At 39.2% G+C, this 17,650-nt stretch carries 16 protein-coding genes, 1 tRNA gene and 1 pseudogene; 12 read left to right on the forward strand and 6 right to left on the reverse strand.

Annotated features, from left to right (window positions below; translation table 11 throughout):
• The coding region (locus QZV03_RS10610) for a Coenzyme F420 hydrogenase/dehydrogenase, beta subunit C-terminal domain (protein ID WP_296876634.1) at nt 1-783 on the forward strand (783 nt) is incomplete at its 5' end.
• Nucleotides 784-868: 85 nt separating this feature from the next.
• On the opposite strand, the gene moaA is transcribed toward QZV03_RS10610, so the two are convergent.
• A complete protein-coding gene (gene moaA, locus QZV03_RS10615) occupies nt 869-1,801 on the reverse strand; it encodes a GTP 3',8-cyclase MoaA (protein WP_296876637.1) in 933 nt (310 codons plus the stop codon).
• Between the two features lies 1 nt (nt 1,802).
• Nucleotides 1,803-2,840, reverse strand: a complete 1,038-nt coding sequence (mobB, locus tag QZV03_RS10620) for a molybdopterin-guanine dinucleotide biosynthesis protein B (protein ID WP_296876639.1) — start codon at nt 2,838-2,840, stop codon at nt 1,803-1,805.
• 611 nt (nt 2,841-3,451) lie between these two features.
• Between mobB and QZV03_RS10625 the strand changes: the two genes are divergently transcribed.
• The 9 genes and pseudogenes from QZV03_RS10625 (at nt 3,452) to QZV03_RS10665 (ending at nt 10,505) form a co-directional block, all read left to right on the forward strand.
• Nucleotides 3,452-3,910 carry a 4Fe-4S binding protein gene (locus QZV03_RS10625; RefSeq protein ID WP_296876641.1) on the forward strand — a complete coding sequence of 153 codons (459 nt, stop codon included), beginning with the start codon at nt 3,452-3,454 and terminating at the stop codon, nt 3,908-3,910.
• Nucleotides 3,903-5,000, forward strand: a complete 1,098-nt coding sequence (gene fwdF, locus QZV03_RS10630; RefSeq protein ID WP_296876643.1) for a tungsten-dependent formylmethanofuran dehydrogenase subunit FwdF — start codon at nt 3,903-3,905, stop codon at nt 4,998-5,000. Before QZV03_RS10625 ends, fwdF begins: the two co-directional genes overlap by 8 nt.
• Before the next feature lie 8 nt (nt 5,001-5,008).
• A complete protein-coding gene (locus QZV03_RS10635) occupies nt 5,009-5,239 on the forward strand; it encodes a ferredoxin family protein (RefSeq protein WP_292743149.1) in 231 nt (76 codons plus the stop codon).
• A 12-nt stretch (nt 5,240-5,251) separates the two neighbouring features.
• Nucleotides 5,252-5,821, forward strand: a complete 570-nt coding sequence (locus QZV03_RS10640) for a molybdopterin dinucleotide binding domain-containing protein (protein WP_067040048.1) — start codon at nt 5,252-5,254, stop codon at nt 5,819-5,821.
• Nucleotides 5,811-7,187 carry a formylmethanofuran dehydrogenase subunit B gene (locus QZV03_RS10645; protein ID WP_296876645.1) on the forward strand — a complete coding sequence of 459 codons (1,377 nt, stop codon included), beginning with the start codon at nt 5,811-5,813 and terminating at the stop codon, nt 7,185-7,187. Before QZV03_RS10640 ends, QZV03_RS10645 begins: the two co-directional genes overlap by 11 nt.
• A gap of 7 nt (nt 7,188-7,194) precedes the next feature.
• Nucleotides 7,195-8,911 (forward strand): annotated as a pseudogene (locus tag QZV03_RS10650) (formylmethanofuran dehydrogenase subunit A).
• Nucleotides 8,912-8,913: 2 nt separating this feature from the next.
• The gene (locus QZV03_RS10655) at nt 8,914-9,789 is read left to right on the forward strand and encodes a formylmethanofuran dehydrogenase subunit C (RefSeq protein WP_296876647.1); all 876 of its coding nucleotides are present in this window, start codon (nt 8,914-8,916) and stop codon (nt 9,787-9,789) included.
• A 41-nt stretch (nt 9,790-9,830) separates the two neighbouring features.
• Nucleotides 9,831-10,121, forward strand: a complete 291-nt coding sequence (locus QZV03_RS10660) for a DUF2097 domain-containing protein (RefSeq protein ID WP_296876649.1) — start codon at nt 9,831-9,833, stop codon at nt 10,119-10,121.
• Between the two features lie 93 nt (nt 10,122-10,214).
• Entirely contained in the window at nt 10,215-10,505 is a 291-nt protein-coding gene (locus QZV03_RS10665) for a DUF2097 domain-containing protein (RefSeq protein WP_296876651.1), read from the forward strand.
• Here the strand turns inward: QZV03_RS10665 and QZV03_RS10670 are convergent, their stop codons facing one another.
• The 4 genes from QZV03_RS10670 to QZV03_RS10685 form a co-directional block, all read right to left on the reverse strand.
• The gene (locus QZV03_RS10670) at nt 10,506-12,188 is read right to left on the reverse strand and encodes a DUF128 domain-containing protein (RefSeq protein WP_296876652.1); all 1,683 of its coding nucleotides are present in this window, start codon (nt 12,186-12,188) and stop codon (nt 10,506-10,508) included. It lies immediately after the preceding gene.
• A gap of 35 nt (nt 12,189-12,223) precedes the next feature.
• Nucleotides 12,224-13,582 (reverse strand): type I glutamate--ammonia ligase, encoded by a 1,359-nt coding sequence (gene glnA, locus QZV03_RS10675; RefSeq protein ID WP_296876654.1) that lies wholly within the window; start codon nt 13,580-13,582, stop codon nt 12,224-12,226.
• A gap of 239 nt (nt 13,583-13,821) precedes the next feature.
• The gene (locus QZV03_RS10680; RefSeq protein ID WP_296876656.1) at nt 13,822-14,988 is read right to left on the reverse strand and encodes an aldo/keto reductase; all 1,167 of its coding nucleotides are present in this window, start codon (nt 14,986-14,988) and stop codon (nt 13,822-13,824) included.
• A gap of 107 nt (nt 14,989-15,095) precedes the next feature.
• Nucleotides 15,096-15,205: transfer RNA gene (locus tag QZV03_RS10685), tRNA-Met, on the reverse strand.
• A gap of 191 nt (nt 15,206-15,396) precedes the next feature.
• On the opposite strand from QZV03_RS10685, the gene QZV03_RS10690 reads away from it, so the two are divergent.
• Together QZV03_RS10690 and QZV03_RS10695 are read left to right on the forward strand one after the other, a co-directional pair.
• Nucleotides 15,397-16,647, forward strand: a complete 1,251-nt coding sequence (locus tag QZV03_RS10690) for an adenosylhomocysteinase (protein WP_296876658.1) — start codon at nt 15,397-15,399, stop codon at nt 16,645-16,647.
• Between the two features lie 22 nt (nt 16,648-16,669).
• Nucleotides 16,670-17,320 (forward strand): DUF2119 domain-containing protein, encoded by a 651-nt coding sequence (locus tag QZV03_RS10695; RefSeq protein ID WP_296876660.1) that lies wholly within the window; start codon nt 16,670-16,672, stop codon nt 17,318-17,320.
• Nucleotides 17,321-17,650 lie beyond the last annotated feature (330 nt).

Genomic DNA, 17,650 nt, shown 5'->3' on the forward strand with positions numbered 1-17,650 from the left:
ATGATTAGAGATGTATACGATTTAGATCCTAAAGACGTTGTCAAAGAAGAAATCGCTAAAGGTAAACTCATCATGGAAACTGCTGACGGCGAAAAAGCTTTCAAAATCGATGAATTAGAAGAACAAGGTATGGGTAGAAGAGAAAACTGTCAAAGATGTAATCTCAAAATCCCTTCCAATGCTGACTTAGCTTTAGGTAACTGGGGAGTTATCGGTCCTTTAGCAGGAAAAGCTACTTTTGTTGAAGTATTCTCAGAAACTGGTGCTGACGTTTTAGGTAAAGTAATTGAAGCAGGTTTAATTGCTACCGAAGAACCAAATCCAAAAGGTGTCAAAATCAGAGAAAACATTAACAACTTCATGTTAAAAGAATCCCAAGCTAAAAAAGACATCGATTACGCAGGAACTACCGGAGACATCATCGACGTATTCTACCAATACGAAGACGAATTCTCTAAATGTATGAAATGTTACGGCTGTCGTGAAGCATGTCCATTATGTTTCTGTGAAGACTGCTGTCTCGAAGCTGAAGGTCCTGAATGGGTACCTGGTGGATACACTCCTGCTGCACCATTCTTCCACTTAACCCGTATGGTGCACATGGTTGACGCATGTACTAACTGTGGTCAATGTTCCGAAGTATGTCCATGTGAAATCCCTGTAGCTAAAGTATGGAGTACTGTAAACAACAAAGTTAGAGAAATCTACGGATACATCCCAGGTATGGGCAGTGACGACCCACTTCCATTTACCGACCACGTATCCAAAGCTAAATGGTTATAAGGATTCTTCCTTATTTCCTATTTTTTTCTTTTTTTTGAGATGATGACTTAACAATGTTATATTTTCAGCTAAAAAATAATAAGGGTTATTCCGTATTGAAAGGTTCCCTTTTGTTGATTCCGTTGATAAAAATTTCCTCAAGTTTTTCCTCACTTTCGCCATTTCTCACATGTGTTATGAGTTCGACCAGATTGTCGTTTCTAAGAAGGCATGGCTTGATTTTTCCATCGGGTGTTATCCTCAATCTGGAGCATTTTGCGCAAAATTTAGCGTTATCGACAGGCTTGACTACCTCGATTTCTCCACCGTCTATGTAATATTTTTTACGTCCCTGCATAAATTCACGTTCACGAACATCATCAGCTATATCAGCCAACTCTTTTTCAATTTCATCGAGATTATAATGATAGTCGGCACTGAACTTGTCGTCCTCACAGTTTTCACTTTCAATCAGTTCAATCAGCTGGAGAACAATGTCATTTTCCTTACAGAACTTGAACATGTCATCGATTTCATTCTGGTTTATGTCCTTCATGATGACCATGTTGATTTTAACCGGATAAAGGCCAACCTCAACTGCCTTAAGGATTCCTCTCTTGGCATCCTCAAGATAGTCCTTTTTGGTGATGAACTCAAAGGTTTCACGGTCAAGCGTATCCAGGCTGACATTGACCCTGTCAAGGCCGGCGTCCTTCAGGTCCTGAGCATATTTTTCAAGAAGTATTCCGTTGGTTGTCATGGAAATGTCCTTGAAGTCAAGGCTTGCGATTTTTTCGACTATTTCAACAATGTCCTTTTTAAGCAAAGGCTCCCCACCGGACAAACGGATCTTGCGAACACCGATTTTTTTGGCAATCTTACAGATTGTGTAGAGTTCGTCAGCTGTCATCTCCTCACTGGACTTTACCATGCCGTCATGATGGCAGTACAGGCAGTTTACGTTACATCTGTTTGTCAGTGTGATTCTCAGTGAAAGAATTGGTCTTTCATATTTATCTCTTACAACGTTTTCCAGCATATTATCTTTCTTCCACTTTAATTGTTATTTTAAGGATGTCTTCATCGATTTTAAGGGATGAAACAATTGCATATATTGTCTCCTTAAGTATTCCCTGTGTGAAGGCATTGAGTTCAACGTCATGTCCGTTGGTCTTGAGTGCAATGCTTGCGTTTTCCAGATTCTCCCCGATATCGGTTATCTCGGCTTCGATGAGCCTGACATCATCCTCGGTTTTTATTGAGCTTACCATTCCCTTTACGGAATTGGAAACGATGTTTTTTGTAAATGCGTTGATGTCAAGACCCTTGTCATTTATCTGAATGCTGCAGTCTGCATCTGTCGGATTTTGGGCGGTGTTTTCATTTGGAATGAGCAGTTCGATTTTGCCGATATCCTCAACTCCAAAATCATTAAGGTTAAGGGTGTTTATCACGCCTATTACACTTTCCTTCAGGTATTTGCTTACAAAACGGTTGAGGCCAACCACCTTGCCGTCTATTGAGAGGTAACTGTGGGTCTTGTCCAAATCTTCAACACTTAAATTGCCGTTTCTTATCTCTGAAGCGATTGTCTCACCGTTGTTGAATCCGCAGTTGTTTGCAAACAGTGTATCTACAATGTCATGGCCCCTTTTCTCAATAAGGTCTGCAAGTTCACTTACGCCTTCGGGAGTAATTGTAAATGAATCGATTTCTGCGATGGTGTATTCGTCTCGCACGTCGGGAGAGGTTATGATTTTGGGATAGTTGTATTTTTTGAATCCCTCGATTATCACGAAATCAAAATCGCCCATATGTTTGATCAAATACAGGATTCGGTTAAGGTCCATTTCGCTTCTGGAGTTGAAGAATGTTGTTGATCCAACTCCTACAACCAGATTTGCACCGGCCTGTTTGTGTCTCCAGGTGTCGGTGTTTTCCTTATCCATTTCTATAGAATGGTGAGAGTGCTTGATTGAGGCCACATTATAGCCTCTTTTTTTCAGTTCTTCAATAACTTTTATTGTCAGTGAAGTCTTTCCCGTATTTTTTTTACCAACTATAGATACAATTTTCATTTCATAATCTCCCTTTGTATATATTATATATTATTCGTATTAATTAAAAATTTCTAATTGAATAATGTGTAGTTACTACACATTTTGATGAATTGGCATGTATTTCTTACATTATTCGTATTTGGAAAAATTGAAAAATTCTTGTTTTTTCGGTGAATTTTTATGAATTTCAAAAATCTTGATGGTGCATGAAATCTTGATTATTGTTCTGTTTTTTAGGGATTTCTCAATTTTCATGAGGTTTTCAGATTTTCATGTGTAGTTACTACACAATTTAGGTTAACCTAAAAATTTTACCTGATTTTTCATGATTTTGTAATACTTTTAAGGTAATTTTTTATTACAAATTTCAATCAATTTTCGTAATAATTTCAGTAGATATCAATTGTAATCATATTATTATTTAAATAATCCAATTTGTTTTTTTATATTCTAATATAATCTTCATAAAATAGGTTATATCTAATTTAAACTTCTTATACTTGATATCTTTAAGTCTTAATGTGTAGTATTCCCACAGTTATATTTAAGGCTTTCGACTTAATTCTAGTAGACAACTATATTTATATAAGTAAATATATTTTATATCATTACACATTGGTGGTTTTCAAATGCCGAAACATATTGCATCTGGTCTGAAATATTTGGCTGCGGTCAAGTTGAAAGATGCAGGGGCAAGTCATCAAGAAATTGCTGACCAGCTTGGTGTTGACAGGTCTACCATATCACACTATCTGAATGGCAGAAACCTCTCTTGGAACTCCATTGACGTTGCAAGGACAATAACCGAGTTGTCACCCCCGGATTTCTTGAAAATGGCCGAGGCAATATTTGACGAACCAGAACAGAGTCGAAAAATTGTGAATATTTGCAGAGAAAGAGATTTCGAAGTAATTATAGAAGATTCCTGTATTGGTTGCGGCTTATGTGTAAATGCATGTACAATGAAAGCTATTAAATTAGAATCATTGCAAGCGCATGCAGACTCCATACAATGTTGTGGCTGCGAGCTTTGTAGCGACGATTGCCCAACTAATTCTATAAAAATTTTGGAGATTGAATATGATTAGAAATTTAAAAGAGGTTAAAGACAACAACTTTGACATTACAAGATCTGCTGAAGAAGTCAGAAACTTGTCTTTCAACGACCATGTATGTTTAGGTTGTGGGATTTGTGAATCTACTTGTCCTGTCGAAGCAATTACCTTAAACGCAATTGCTGTAGACGCACGTCACAGAATCTCTAACGACGTATACTTCAGTGGTCACGAAAAGATCGCTCAAAACTTCAAAGATGACTTTGATGTTCAAAGAATAAGCATTGACGAAAGTAAATGTGTATTATGTGGTATGTGCTCCGGATTATGTCCTGTTGATGCATTAGTATTAACTATTGACGGCACACCTATCAAAGAAATTGATGCATACCCTCATTACAACGCTTTCTCAGAAATCGATGATGATGAATGTATTTACTGTAAAAGATGTGAAATCGCATGTCCACGTGACGCTATTGTCATTGAAAGAGTTTTACCAGACCGTGCAGACTTAGTAACTGGTGAAATCCAAGTTGACGATGATGAATGTATTTACTGTGGCGTATGTGAAGAATTATGTCCTGCAGAAGCAATTGTCGTTGATAAAGAAACTGGTAAAGAATCAATCGTTATCGACAAAGATGCATGTGTTTACTGTTTAGTATGTAAAAAAGCTTGTCCTACCAACGCTATCAAAGCAGTATGTAGATCATGCAGCTATGGAGAATACGACTTAGATCCTGCAAAAGCTGTAGTAAAAGGAAACTCCATCATTGACTCAGAACTCTGTGTATTCTGTGGCTGGTGTGAAGGAGTATGTCCAACTGACGCAGCAAAACACAAAAAACCATTCCAAGGTACAATCGAAATTGACGATGATAAATGTCAAGCTTGTGGAGCTTGTGTTGATATTTGTGGTTGTAATGCTTTAGCATTCCCAGTATCATCCGGTTCTGGTTCCAGAATGGAACACGTTATTGCAAACGGTGACTACTGTGTAAAATGTAAAGCATGTGCAAAAGCATGTCCTAACGGTGCAATTACTGTAACCAGAACTGAAATCGATCACACACCTATTAACTCAACTACCTGGAAAGAAGCTTTAGACGCAATTAAAGATTAGGTGATTCGATGGAACTTAAAGTTAATCAAGATAATTGTTTAGGATGCGGGATTTGTGTAATCGCATGTCCTGTTAATGCTGCTATCAGTCCAGAAAATGCTGGTGGTAACGGTGCAAAGACTGAAGAAGTTATTATGATGGTAGAAAACGGATTCATCAAACTTTTCAGTCCTGAAAAATGTGAAGAATGTGGAACATGTCAAATGTTTTGCCCAGTAAATGCTATATGGTTAGAATAGGGGGATTAATTTATGCATTATGCTAATACTTATTTAGAAAAACCTGTAGTGCCTGATGTAAAAATTACTGGTGAAGGAACAACCGATGTATTAAAATGTATGTTAAACACCGGTTCCGACATCTACCAAGGTGCTTGTAAAAAAAGAGGATCCACCTTAAAAGAAGAATACAAAAACGCTTCTGGTACCTGCTACATGGATCCAAGAGATATGGCAAAATTAGGTGTAAACAACTGGGATACCGTACTTGTAAAAACCGATTTCGGTGAAGTTGTAGTAAACTGTGCAGTATCAAGAGATGCACCTCACGAAGGAACTGTATTCATTTGTAAAGGACCATGGGCTAACACTATTGTAAGTCACGACACTTACTGCTGTTCTGACCCAACCTACAAAGGAATCAGATGTACTGTCGAAAAAACCGACAGAAAAGTATTACTCATGGCAGACTTAATGAGATGGGTATACAAAAAATACGTTGATGAAGAAGATGACGATGTTGTTGAAAACATGGAATCTTTAGGTGAATTACCTGTTTATCACGGACGTAAATGGGAGGAGTTGATTGACCATGACTTATGAACCACCTGTAACTGATTATGATCACATTGTTGAAAATTGTACCTGTGCGTTCTGTGGTTGTAACTGTGACGACTTAGACTACTTAGTTAAAGACGGTCACGTAGTTGCTGTAAGACACGCATGCAGATTAGGGGCAAGTAAAATTATGGAAGATATGGATCAAAGATTACTTGTTCCAATGATTAGGGATGAAAACGGAGAACTCAAAGAAGTTGACTGGGATACCGCTTTAGACAAAGCTGCTGAATACATCGCTAATTCCGTAAGACCAGTATTCTACGGTTGGTCTGAAACTTCAACTGAATGTATGAAAGAAGGAGTAGCATTAGGTGAATACATCGGTGCAGTATTAGATAACCAAGCTACTATCTGTCACGGACCTTCTCTCCAAGCTGTGCAAAACGCAGGTTACCCTATTCAAACTTTAGGGGAAGTTCAAAACAGAGCAGACATGATTGTTTATTCTGGAAGTAACGCTATGAACTCTCACCCAAGACACTTAGCAAGATACGCTGCTTTCTGTCGTGGATACTTCAGACAAAGAGGAAGATTCGACAGAACCGTTGTTACCATGGACCCTAAATTCTCCGATACCGCTAAATGTTCAGACAAATGGATTGGATTTGAACAAAACGGAGACTACGGTTTCTACAACGCTATTAGAGCAGTTCTCAGAGGAAAAGAATTATACCAAGACGTAATTTCCGGTATTCCTAAAGAAGACATTTACGAATTAGCAGAAGAAATGAAAAACGCAGAATTCGGTGTTCTCTTCTTCGGTTTAGGTTTAACCCACACATTATCAAAACAAAGAAACATTGATATTGCTATTAAAATGGTTCAAGACTTAAACAAATACAGTAAATGGGGTCTTACTCCAATGAGAGGTCACTTTAACGTAAACGGATTCAACATTTTCATGGCATTCGAATGTGGATTCGCTTTCGGTGTAGACTATGCTAGAGGTTACCCAAGATATATGATGGGTGAAACCAACACTATCGATTTATTAGTAAGGAAAGAACCAGACTGTTTCATGGTTATTGCAGCTGACCCTGGTGCTCACTTCCCTAACGGAGCAAACCAACACTTAGCTAACATTCCTGTTATTCAAATCGATATTCACTGGGGACCATCTACCGAACTTGCTGATGTTGTATTACCAGGTTCATTCATTGCTGTAGAATGTGCTGGTACCAGTTATCGTATGGATGGAGTTCCTATCTACATGAAAAAAGCAATCGACAAACCAGAAACCTGTCGTGACGACGAATGGATTGTCCGTGAATTGAAAGAAAGAGTAATGAAACTCAGAGAAGAGCCAAACGTAGCTCCAAAATATGTGCCAAATCCAAATGCACTATAAAGGTGATATAATGGAATATATTCTTAAAAACGGTATTGTCTACGACCCTGCTAACGAAGTCAACGGGGAAAAGATGGACGTAATGTTCAAAGATGGTATTATTGTAGATAGTGTTTCCGCTGATGCTAAAGTCTTAGACGTTACCGATAAAATAGTCATGCCAGCTGGTGTTGACCCTCACGCACACGTTGCAGGTCCTAAATTAGTAGTAGGAAGATTATACAGACCTGAAGATTCCAGAAGAGGTGTTACTCAAAAAACTAAAGTATTAAGATCAGAATCTGGTTTCTCCATTCCAAGTTGTCCTGCAACCGGTTACAGATACTCAAGATTAGGTTACGGTACTGTTGTAGAAGCAGCTATGCCTCCTCTTGAAGCAAAACACACTCACGAAGAAATCGCAACTATTCCCACAATTAGATATTCCAGCTTTACCATTATTCGGTAACAACTGGTTCGTAATGGAATACGCAAAAGATAATAATATTGAAGACATTGCAGCATTCGTATCTGCATGGTTAAAAATATCCAAAGGTTACGGTATCAAAATCGTAAACCCATGTGGAAGTGAAGCATGGGGATGGGGTATGAACGTACACGGTGTAAACGACAAAGCTCCTTACTTTGACGTAACTTCCAAAGAAGTTATTATTGCACTCGCAAAAGCTAACGAAATGTTAAACTTACCTCACTCTATCCACATTCACCCTAACGACTTAGGACACCCTGGTAACGTACCAACCACAATCGAAACCATGGATGCTGTTAAAGGAATCAAAAAAGGTAAAGGCGCAGCAGAAGTCAGAGACCAAGTTATGCACTTAACTCACTTACAGTTCCACTCCTACTTAGGAAACAGCTGGAAAGATGTAACTTCCGGTGCTGAAGAAGTCGCTAAACACTTCAACAAAGCTGACAACTTAACCTGTGATATCGGTCAGGTAACTTTCGACGAAACCACTACCATGACTGCAGACGCTCCTATGGAATACGACTTATTCAAATTATCCGGTCTTAAATGGACCAACAAGGATATTGAATGTGAAACTGCAGCAGGTATCATTCCATGTATTTACTCCAAGAAAAGCCCTGTCAGTACCTTACAATGGGCTATTGGTCTTGAATTATTCTTGTTAATTGAAGACCCATGGAGAGTATGTTTAACCACTGACCACCCTAACGCAGGTCCATTTACCAGATATCCTAGAATCATTTCCTGGTTAATGAGTAACGAAAGAAGACAAGAAATGTGCGACAATGAAGTTCACAAATGGGTACACAAAAGAACTTTACTCCCAACTCTTGAAAGAGAATACGATTTCTACGATATTGCAACTATTACAAGAGCTGCTCCTGCTAAAATCTACGGATTCACCGACAGAGGTGCACTTACTCCTGGATACAGAGCAGACATTGCTGTATACGACATAAATCCTAATGATATTGACCCATCCAAACAAGCTGCTGACATCGAAAAAGGTTTCGACGTAGCTCAATACACAATTAAAGATGGTCAAATCTTAGTAAAAGACAAAGAAATTGTAAAAGTTAAAGAAAGTCAAAACATTTGGGTTAACGTAAAAGGATGGGAACAAAACGAGCAAAAAGTTATCGACAACATTATGCCGTTCTTCACCCAATACTACTCAGTTAAATGGGAAAACTACCCAGTACACGACCACTATGTATCAAACCCAATTGTTGTAGATGTAGATGGTAAATAGGGGTGTTTAATTTGAAAACAATAACATTTGATCAAATAAAAACTTCTTCAATCGCTTTAGAATTCGATGAATTAATTCCAGATGAAATTTTCTCCTGGACTGAAGCTGATTTTGCTAAATATCAAGTCCCAATCGGAAACTCAAGATTCCCATTAACTGACTACTTCAATGTAACCGTTGAAGGAGAAGCAGCAGGACCTGATGAAGTAGAAATGATTTTAAACGGTGACTTAAACAGAGTAAAATACATCGGTTGTAAAATGAGCGGTGGAAACATCGTCTGTAACGGTAGTGTAGATTTACACGTAGGTGCAGAAATGTCCGGTGGATCCATTCTCGTTAAAGGTAACGCAGCAGCTCACGCTGGTAGAGAAATGTCTGGTGGATACCTTGAAATTGAAGGAAATACCAAAGAATTCACTGGTGCTTCTTACATTGGTGAATGGAGAGGTATGACCGGAGGAGAAATCGTTGTTGGCGGTAACGCTGGAAAACAATGTGGTGAATGTTTAACCGGTGGAAAAATCCACGTTAAAGGTAACTGTGATATCTTAGCTGGTATTCACATGACCAAAGGTATCATTGAAATTGACGGTGACGTAAACCGTTGGCCTGGTGGACAAATGAAAAACGGTAATATCATCATTCATGGATTCCTCGGTAGATTACTCGAAGGATTTGTTCTCGACGGTGTCGTAGTAGATCCTGAAGTAGAAGGTATTACTTTCGAAGGTAAATACATTAAATATACTGGAGATATTGGTCTTAACGGTAAAGGTAACCTTTACTTAGGCGCTGAAGCTAACAAAGAAAAATTAGCTGAATACGGCGAATTAGACGACGAATATACTTCAATCAGAGAATACAGGAATTTATAATTCCTCTCTCTTTTTTCTTTTTTTTAAAACAGGCGATTATTATGGTAGAAGAAGTACAAATGACCTTGGAAGAAGCTATTGAATATGTCAGGAACAATGTTGAAGTTACTGATATTCTGGAAATTTCCTACAATCGTATCTTTGCTCCGGGTGAAGTTTTAGGTATTACAGAAGAGGATGAAGTCACTGGAGAAGGTCTCAGAGTTGGTTTGCAGTTAACAGGTGAAATCCTAAATCAATCCATTGAAGTCGATTTTAATGAAATCGGTGAGGATTTGCTTGAAATGCGCCATGTTCACGACGGTAAGGAAATAGTCATTGAACTTTTATAGTTCAACTTTTTTTTATTCATTATTTTTTTTGTTCGTATTGATACAAACATTTATATGTTAAAAGACATACTTTAATATATAGGAGGGAGTATCATGAAAACTTTAGAATTAACTACACCTCAAGCAGTAGAGTACCTAAGAGAAAATGTAAAAATGCATGACAGAATAGAACTTTCATACAACAGGATTTATGCTGAAGGTGAGATCATAAACGTTGACTTTTCAGAATATTTCGGCAAACCTGGATTCAAATTGATGATTTCCCTTGATGAAAGTGAACTGGGTGCTACAATAGAAGTAGATGTACTGGAAGTCCAGGATGACATTATTGAATTTATCCATTATCCAAAAGATGGTGAAAGTGTTGAGGTAGATGTAGTTTAACTACAGTCTATCCATTTTTTCAAATTTAACTAATTTTTCAACGGCCTTAATTTCAAGGTCTATTCCCTGTTCTTTAATTGCACCGATTGAGTTCAGACCACCGCCGGTGATGACTCCAAAATTATAGTTGTCAACCTTGGAGTTGTATACAAGTTCCCTTGGTTTACCTATTTTATATATTGAAAATCCTATGTTGTTCAGTATGTTCAATATTTCCACAGCATGGTCCCTTGTGATGTATGGAATTTCCTTTACACTTGCCAATATCTTGTTTGGACCGTCGGCATTTGATATTGAGGTCATATCTTTTGACAGAAAGATTTTATGAGGGTCCAGTGTTGTTCCGTTATATGAGATCATGTCAATAAAGAGTGGCGGTTCGGTCAGCTTCAGAAGTCCGCTGAATTTCGGATTGCTCATTATTCCATTCTTTATAAGGATTCCGTCAATGCTCAAACTGCAGATTGTTGCTATACCTACCTTTTCGTCATTTTCCGGATGCGGAATTATCTTATAGTATGGATTTATGTATTTCGGATTGTTGTTGTATGCATCCTCCATAATCTCCATTGCATCATCCAGATCGTCCCTGTTGAGGTAGGACACATTGGCTATTATGTTTCCCTTCTGTTTTTCTATATCGAAATCAACCTGCTGGATTAGATTCCAAGATTTTGATAGTATGAATGGTATTTTCGGCACTTTCTGGGCTGTTGGTGCCTGCAGAGGTGAGTTGATTTGTGATGTTATCGGACTTAATGTGGCGAAATCCCTTATCTCTTCAGCTATTTTGAGGTCTATCTTTTCACCCATTTCCTTGATTGCACAGAATGGGGTTATTCCGCCAATGATTGCAATTCCAATCATTCCGTCAGGAACCGGAAGGCCCAAAAGGTCCTTTCCCTCTTCGGAGATTCCGATAACTCCGCCTATTCCAATCCTGTCAAGTTCCTCGATTATGTTCACGGTCCTTTCCTTTGCGATTCCCGGAATCAGTCTGAAGTTTGCCGGGACCAATCCGCTTCCTGTGTTAATGGCATCCAGCACTGAGGTCAGGTTGGAGTTTGCAAAGGCATCCAATGGGGTGATTGAAGTCTTTTTGTAGGATATCAGTTCGGTGAAGTGCACCGGCTTGAAATCTTCAATTTTTAGGAGTCCCCCATATTGCGGTTGTGAGGCTATTCCCTCATTGAGAAGCACCCCGTCGATTGTTGTTCCGCATATAGTTGTGACTTCGATTTCACCTGTGTCTTCATCTTCATTTATATTAACGTAAGGACTAACAGAAAGACCGCTTGTAAAAATTTCTTTCATTATATTGATTGATTCTTTGTTATAAATGGTTGAAGTGTTGACAACGACATTTCCCTTTTGCTGCCTATATCGGAAGTCAGTCAAATAAATCATTTCTTCAAATTTTGAATAGATAAAATCAACCTGGTCATAAATCAATCCCTTCTCAAGCTTTTCACGACCCAAATCCGTGATGACTCTACCGGAATATCCTTTCTTTTCCGTATATCCCTTCTCATCAAGAATTTGCATATGGTATCTAACGGCACGTTCACCAAGGTTGAATCCCTTCTCCTTTAACTCATCGGCTATTACCTTGGAACCGGTTGGCTTGTCCTGTTTTGTAAGCACCCTTAGAATTTCAATCATTCTGTGTTCTGATTCGGTCATAAAAAGCCCCTAAAAAAATAAAATTAATATTTAGACTAGATGTCTAAATACTTTCTTTGTTCGTATCCGAATACCTGAACACGGTATTCGTCCCATTCCTGATATTTGAGTTCGAGGAATTTTTCACTTACATGAGGTCCGAGTGCGTTTAATATGAGAGGGTCCTCTTCAAGGGAATGGTAAGCTTCCCATAGACTGGTTGGCAATACTTCAATTCCTCTTCTTTCCCTTTCCTCTTCGCTCATGCTGTAGATGTCGTCCTCTACAGGGTCTCCTGGGTCAATCTTGTTGACGATACCGTCAATACCTGCCTCAAGCATTACTGTAAATGCAAGGTAAGGGTTACATGCAGGGTCAGGTGACCTGTATTCGATACGGGTAGCCTTTCCACGTGCTGCAGGAACTCTGATTAGGGCAGATCTGTTTCTAAGACCGTATGCCATGTATACTGGAGCTTCGTATCCTGGAACCAGACGTTTGTATGAGTTGACGATAGGGTTTGTGATTGCTGTTACTGCACGTGCGTGTTTGAGCAGTCCTCCCATGAAGTGAAGTGCGTCCTGTGATAGTCCGCTTTCTGAATCAGGGTCTGAAAACAGGTTTCTGTCTCCCTTGAACACTGACTGGTGACAGTGCATTCCACTTCCGCTCACGCCGAAGAACGGTTTAGGCATGAATGTTACCCTGTAGTCCATCTGGTCGAATGTAGCCATATTGTCTACAATTGCCTTGATAGCCTGTTTGAATGTGATTACTGCATCAGCAGTCTTAAGTGCGTCCTTGAACTTGAATGCGATTTCGTTTTGACCCGGTGCCACTTCGTGGTGGGAAGCTTCAACTTCAAAGTCAAGGTCTTCAAGGTTAAGTGTCAGTTCACGTCTGAAGTCTGGTCCTTTGTCCAGCGGTTCAACATCAAAGTATCCGGCTTCATCGTATGGTAGAGGGTATCCGTTTTCATCTATGTCCACAATGAAGAATTCAGGTTCAGGTCCGATGTTGTACTGAAGTCCCATATCTGCAATGTGTTTTAGGGATTTTTTAAGAACTCCCCTTGGGTCTCCTGCAAACGGCTTGTTTTCAGGGGTCCATACGTCACAGATGAATCTGCATGTTGCGGACTCTTCAGGTCTCCATGATAATCTGGAGTATGTGTCAATGTCTGGTTTGAGAACAAGGTCACTGTCGTTAATTCCAACGAATCCTGCTATTGATGAACCGTCAAACAACATTCCTTCATTGAACAGTTCATTCATGTTGTCCTTTCCGTTGAATGGAATAACAATATTTTTTACAGAACCGTTGATGTCGACGAATTGTAAACGGATAAATTTGATATTGTCTTCTCTCATCTTTTCTGTTATTCTTTCTATCTTTTCTTCTGGGATATCACTCATTAAAATCAAGCTCCGATAACTTAAATAGTCGGAAAATCTCTTCCTATTAAAGATATATTTCCAATTCGTAATATATAAAGTTTTATATATACGGATATTTCTGTAATTTTTGATATATTAATGCATAAGTTTTAATTTTTTTTATAAAAATAGTTCATAAAAATTTTAAAAAATGTGGTGGTTTGTTCAAAACTATATAAAAATGAATAAAAAATTTGACTCGTTTGTAAAAAGTCAAATCAGAAATGGTCAAAGTCACTGCCGAAATACTCGTAAACCTTCTGGAGTTCGGCCGGAATATCAATCATTTGGGTACAGAACGGAATGCATTCCTTACAGTCCACACAGCTGTCCGCCCTTGAATCGTCATCGATGAGGGAGAAATACTGCATCGCGCTTGCCTTCGGATCGCCCATCATGTGTGCGATATTGTATTCGGTAAGGCAGTTTATGATGTCCACACCATGCGGACACGGCATGCAGTAGCCGCAGCGGCTACAGTTGTTTCCCAAAAATGTCCTGTAGGTACGTGCGACCTCACGGATTATCTCCTGGTCATATTCTGAAATAACGTCCTCTGTTGATGCAATCCTGACGTTGTCCTTTACCTGTTCAAGGGTGGTCATTCCGCTGAAGACGCAATCCACATCGTCACGGTTCCAGAGGTACTGCAGACCCCATTCGACCGGAGTCCTTTTGACTTCTGCCATATCCCAAATCTTGTTTACCTCGTCGGGAATGTTGTTGACAAGTCTTCCTCCTCTGAGAGGTTCCATGATCATGCTTCCCATATTCACCTGCTTCAGGTAATTGGTTCCCATGACTCCTGACTGGTAATACTCGTCAAGGTAGTTCAGCTGTGTGAGGGCAACTTCGAATTTCGGATACTCGTCAATAATCTCGATTACATAGTCGACCTCGATATGGGATGAAAAACCTACATGTTTTATTTTTCCACTTGAAAGGGCATCGTCAAGGAAATCCATGACGTTCAAATCCCTTACCTTCTCCCAGTCAGGGACGGTGAGGGAATGCAGAAGGTAGAGGTCAATGTAGTCAGTCTGGAGCTTTTTCAGCTGTTCGTCAAGATAATAGTCAAAATCCTCAAACTTCTCAATTGCCCATGAAGGTGATTTTGTCTGAAGGAGAATCTCGTCCCTTAGGGTGTTTTCACTGAAATATTCACCAAGGAAGTTTTCACTTTCTCCATTGTTTCCCAGTACTTCGGAATGGTACGAAAAAGCGGTATCGAAAATGTTGACTCCATTTTCAATTGCATAATCAAGCATCTTGGTCGCTTCAACCTTGTCAATATCCGCATTGTTGGCTTTGGTTGGAAGTCTCATTAATCCAAAACCCAATCTTGAAACTTCTAAACCTGTTTTTCCAAGTGTATTGTATATCATTTCAAATCCTCAATCTTATTTTGTAAAATAAGCTATAAAATTGTTATGATTTGAAAAAAAGTGTTTGTAAAAATAGTTTTAGATGGATATATTCCTGGGATTTAGGATGCCGGGGGCGGGATTCGAACCCGCGATCTCACGGTATCCCAGGAATAAGCTAGAGCACTGCTTTATTACCCTATGAGCCGTGCGCTCTAACCAGCTGAGCCACCCCGGCATCTAACAAATATATATATTTTAATCATTACATTTAAAGTTTTTGTTTTTTTGGGAAATTTTAGTGAAGTTGTTATTATATTTAAAAAATAAATTGATTTTTTCAATAGCATGTCAATTCTCAAAAAAAAGTTATATTTAATAACTCTTAAATTAAAGATTTAATTATTACTAAATTTTTAAGATGATATTATGAGTAAAGTTAAAGACATGTCACTTGCACCTGAAGGTGTAAGAAAAATCGAATGGGTTCAAAAACACATGCCTGTTTTGGAACACATCAAGCAAGAATATTTAGAAACTCAACCATTCAAAGGCATTACTATCGGGTCCTGTCTCCACCTGGAACCTAAAACCATTAACTTAGGTTTGACCCTTATGGCCGGTGGGGCTGAAGTTGCAATGACCGGATGTAACCCTTTATCCACCCATGATGACGCTGTTGCAGGAGCAGCAGATTTAGGATTGAACGTCTACGGATGGAGGGAACAGGATGATGAGGAATACTACCAGACAATCAACATGGTTCTTGATCACAAACCTGACATAATCATTGACGACGGAGCTGACATGATTATGGTTCTTCACAATGAAAGAAAAGAATTGCTCTCCCATATCAAGGGGGCATGTGAAGAAACCACCACTGGTGTACACAGACTTCAGGCAATGCATGCCGACGGCGCATTGAAATTCCCGGTAATTGCTGTAAATGACGCTTATACAAAATATTTATTCGACAACCGTTACGGTACCGGTCAATCCAGTTTCGATGCTATAATGGGTACAACCAACATGGTAATTGCCGGAAAAACCGTAGTCGTCTGCGGATACGGCTGGTGTGGAAGAGGACTTGCACTTCGTGCTGCAGGTCTTGGTGCCGATGTAATCGTAACCGAAGTCGACCCAATCCGTGCACTTGAAGCAAGAATGGACGGATACCGTGTAATGACCATCCGTGAAGCTGTAAAACAGGCTGATTTGATTATCACCGTAACCGGTAACGCTGACATTATCTGCGGTGATGATTTCAAATACATGAAAGACGGATGTATGCTTGCAAACTCCGGACACTTCAATGTTGAAATCAACAGGCCTGACCTTGAGGCTATCTCAACCGAAGTCAAAGAGGTACGTGAAAGTATTGAGGAATTCACCACCAAAGACGGTCGTAAGATTTATCTCTTGGCTGACGGTCGTTTGGTCAACCTTTCAGCTGCACGTGGACAGGGACACCCTGCAGAAATCATGGACATGAGTTTTGCAGTTCAGGCATTATCCGCCAAACACATCCTTGAAAACGATTTGCCTGTAGGCGTAACCAAGGCACCTGATGAAATCGACTACAATGTTGCAAGCATGAAACTCAAAGCTATGGGCATTGAAATCGACTCATTGACCGACAAACAGAAAGCTTACATGGCCAACTGGCAGGAAGGAACATAAGTTCCTTTTAATTTATTTTTTTATGTCCTATTTCAGATACATTGACAACGGAGAAGGGCCAACCAAACTCTTCGTTGGAGGTGTCCACGGAAATGAGGGTGTCACTTCACGCAAATTCCTTGAAAGGATTAGCGAAGAGGACCTGTCCTGTGGACAATTCTATTTTTACAATTTTGATAAAACACCGTATATTTCAACCATAAAAAAGGAGTATTACGAATCCGAGACTGGCCGTAAGATTCTGGATTTGATTGAATACTTCGAGCCCGACTTTTACACCGAGCTTCACTGCTTCAATCTCAAAAACTACGAAAAGCTCACTTCAATGGAGCGATACAAGAAAACAGGAATTCCACCTTTGATAGAGCTTGGAAATCATGTTCTGGTATCATCCGTATCTCCTCTGATTCGAATGACCTATTTTTCAACAGAAACAGTATGCAAGACTCTGGAGTTTCCATGCCTTGAAAAGCTGACTCCTGAACTTGTCAGGGAATATAATTTTGATAAAAATAGTGCCGTTAAAACATATGAGGATTTGCTGAAGCTGATTTTGCGTTCACCTTCACGTGAACATTTTGAAAGTGAAATGCTTAAAAGCTACCGCTCACAGGTTGATTTGGCAATTTTATATGCAGAAAAAGTTTTCGGTAAGGATTTCCCACCATATTAAGATATTGATGGCTTCCGGGTTTGTGGTGGTGAGAAACCATCAATACCATGGATCCTATAGAATATATCGGTAATTGAATCAGGCTTTCACCATCCCCTTGACAGCTGCCCGTTCTAAAGTGTTTCATACGATTTGGGGTGTGTGGTGGTAAATCGTATATATTTATCGATATTTAGAATCCTAATTAATTATATTTATTATGTAGTATATAAGAGTATGCTTTTGTAAAATGTGACTCTTTCAAAAACTTTGTTGATTTTCAAAATCCTTTTTGCGATTGTCATTCCAAATGAGATCTCTGCGATAGATTCGTTTTAAAACGCCTCGTTT

Source organism: uncultured Methanobrevibacter sp., from assembly GCF_902788255.1.
Lineage (GTDB): Archaea > Methanobacteriota > Methanobacteria > Methanobacteriales > Methanobacteriaceae > Methanocatella.